The sequence below is a fragment of the Vibrio sp. YT-15 genome, assembly GCF_033337445.1.
GTDB classification, from domain to species: Bacteria; Pseudomonadota; Gammaproteobacteria; order Enterobacterales; family Vibrionaceae; genus Vibrio; species Vibrio alginolyticus.
Genome location: NZ_JAWOQR010000039.1, coordinates 1 through 3043, shown reverse-complemented (window position 1 = coordinate 3043; position 3043 = coordinate 1). Strand labels below are relative to the sequence as shown.

Genomic DNA, 3043 nt, shown 5'->3' with positions numbered 1-3043 from the left:
TCAGGTGGGTCCAAAACGCTATGGTCGCCAAGCAAATTCTTTAATCTGGAAAGCCGTTTTTTTAATTCTCGTTCTTACACATTCAATGTTCTTTCATTGAGTCCATCAAAACCCCTTGGGTGTTGTATGGTTAAGCCTCACGGGCAATTAGTACAGGTTAGCTCAACGCCTCACAACGCTTACACACCCTGCCTATCAACGTCGTAGTCTACGACAACCCTTTAGGATACTTAAAGTATCAGGGAGAACTCATCTCAAGGCTCGCTTCCCGCTTAGATGCTTTCAGCGGTTATCGATCCCGAACTTAGCTACCGGGCAATGCGTCTGGCGACACAACCCGAACACCAGAGGTTCGTCCACTCCGGTCCTCTCGTACTAGGAGCAGCCCCTTTCAATTCTCCAACGCCCACGGCAGATAGGGACCGAACTGTCTCACGACGTTCTAAACCCAGCTCGCGTACCACTTTAAATGGCGAACAGCCATACCCTTGGGACCGACTTCAGCCCCAGGATGTGATGAGCCGACATCGAGGTGCCAAACACCGCCGTCGATATGAACTCTTGGGCGGTATCAGCCTGTTATCCCCGGAGTACCTTTTATCCGTTGAGCGATGGCCCTTCCATTCAGAACCACCGGATCACTATGACCTGCTTTCGCACCTGCTCGAATTGTCATTCTCGCAGTCAAGCGGGCTTATGCCATTGCACTAACCTCACGATGTCCAACCGTGATTAGCCCACCTTCGTGCTCCTCCGTTACTCTTTGGGAGGAGACCGCCCCAGTCAAACTACCCACCAGGCACTGTCCGCAACCCCGATCAGGGGTCGACGTTAGAACATCAACACTACAAGGGTGGTATTTCAAGGACGGCTCCACGCAATCTAGCGACTGCGCTTCAAAGCCTCCCACCTATCCTACACATGTAGGGTCAATGTTCAGTGCCAAGCTGTAGTAAAGGTTCACGGGGTCTTTCCGTCTAGCCGCGGGTACACTGCATCTTCACAGCGATTTCAATTTCACTGAGTCTCGGGTGGAGACAGCGTGGCCATCATTACGCCATTCGTGCAGGTCGGAACTTACCCGACAAGGAATTTCGCTACCTTAGGACCGTTATAGTTACGGCCGCCGTTTACCGGGGCTTCGATCAAGAGCTTCGACCGAAGTCTAACCCCATCAATTAACCTTCCGGCACCGGGCAGGCGTCACACCGTATACGTCATCTTGCGATTTTGCACAGTGCTGTGTTTTTAATAAACAGTTGCAGCCACCTGGTATCTGCGACTCTCAATAGCTCCATCCGCAAGGGACTTCACCGTCGAGAGCGTACCTTCTCCCGAAGTTACGGTACCATTTTGCCTAGTTCCTTCACCCGAGTTCTCTCAAGCGCCTTGGTATTCTCTACCCGACCACCTGTGTCGGTTTGGGGTACGATTCCTTACAATCTGAAGCTTAGAGGCTTTTCCTGGAAGCATGGCATCAATGACTTCACATCCGTAGATGCTCGACGTCGTGTCTCAGCCTTAAGAGAAACCGGATTTACCTAATTTCTCAGCCTACGCACTTGAACCTGGACAACCGTCGCCAGGCCCACCTAGCCTTCTCCGTCCCCCCATCGCAATTGTAAGAAGTACGGGAATATTAACCCGTTTCCCATCGACTACGCCTTTCGGCCTCGCCTTAGGGGTCGACTTACCCTGCCCCGATTAACGTTGGACAGGAACCCTTGGTCTTCCGGCGAGGAGGTTTTTCACCCCCTTTATCGTTACTCATGTCAGCATTCGCACTTCTGATACGTCCAGCATGCGTTACCACACACCTTCAACCGCTTACAGAACGCTCCCCTACCCAATACTCAAAGAGTATTGCCGCAGCTTCGGTTTACTACTTAGCCCCGTTACATCTTCCGCGCAGGCCGACTCGACCAGTGAGCTATTACGCTTTCTTTAAATGATGGCTGCTTCTAAGCCAACATCCTGGCTGTCTGAGCCTTCCCACATCGTTTCCCACTTAGTAGTAATTTGGGACCTTAGCTGGCGGTCTGGGTTGTTTCCCTCTCCACGACGGACGTTAGCACCCGCCGTGTGTCTCCCGGATAGTACTTACTGGTATTCGGAGTTTGCAAAGGGTTGGTAAGTCGGGATGACCCCCTAGCCTTAACAGTGCTCTACCCCCAGTAGTATTCGTCCGAGGCGCTACCTAAATAGCTTTCGGGGAGAACCAGCTATCTCCAGGTTTGATTGGCCTTTCACCCCTAGCCACAAGTCATCCGCTAATTTTTCAACATTAGTCGGTTCGGTCCTCCAGTTGATGTTACTCAACCTTCAACCTGCCCATGGCTAGATCACCTGGTTTCGGGTCTATATCCAGAGACTGAACGCCCAGTTAAGACTCGGTTTCCCTACGGCTCCCCTAGATGGTTAACCTTGCCACTGAATATAAGTCGCTGACCCATTATACAAAAGGTACGCAGTCACAGGACAAGCCTGCTCCTACTGCTTGTACGTACACGGTTTCAGGTTCTATTTCACTCCCCTCACAGGGGTTCTTTTCGCCTTTCCCTCACGGTACTGGTTCACTATCGGTCAGTCAGTAGTATTTAGCCTTGGAGGATGGTCCCCCCATATTCAGACAGGATATCACGTGTCCCGCCCTACTCGATTTCACTGAACACACGTCGTCAACTACGGGACTATCACCCTGTATCGTCAGCCTTTCCAGGCTGTTCGTCTAACGCGTGTAAAGCTTAAGGGCTAGTCCAATTTCGCTCGCCGCTACTTTCGGAATCTCGGTTGATTTCTTTTCCTCGGGGTACTTAGATGTTTCAGTTCCCCCGGTTCGCCCTGTTGAGCTATGTATTCACTCAACAGTAATACCTTATGGTATTGGGTTTCCCCATTCGGAAATCCCAGACTCAAATGGTTTTTACTACCTAATCTGGGCTTATCGCAAGTTAATACGTCCTTCATCGCCTCTGACTGCCAAGGCATCCACCGTGTACGCTTAGTCACTTAACCATACAACCCGAAGGAGTTTCGAGTTGAT

The 3043-nt window shown here is 51.1% G+C and carries 1 rRNA gene; it reads right to left on the bottom strand.

The window, feature by feature from the left end:
* Window positions 1-126 precede the first annotated feature (126 nt).
* Window positions 127-3015, bottom strand: a 23S ribosomal RNA gene (locus R7D93_RS25025).
* Window positions 3016-3043: the final 28 nt, after the last annotated feature.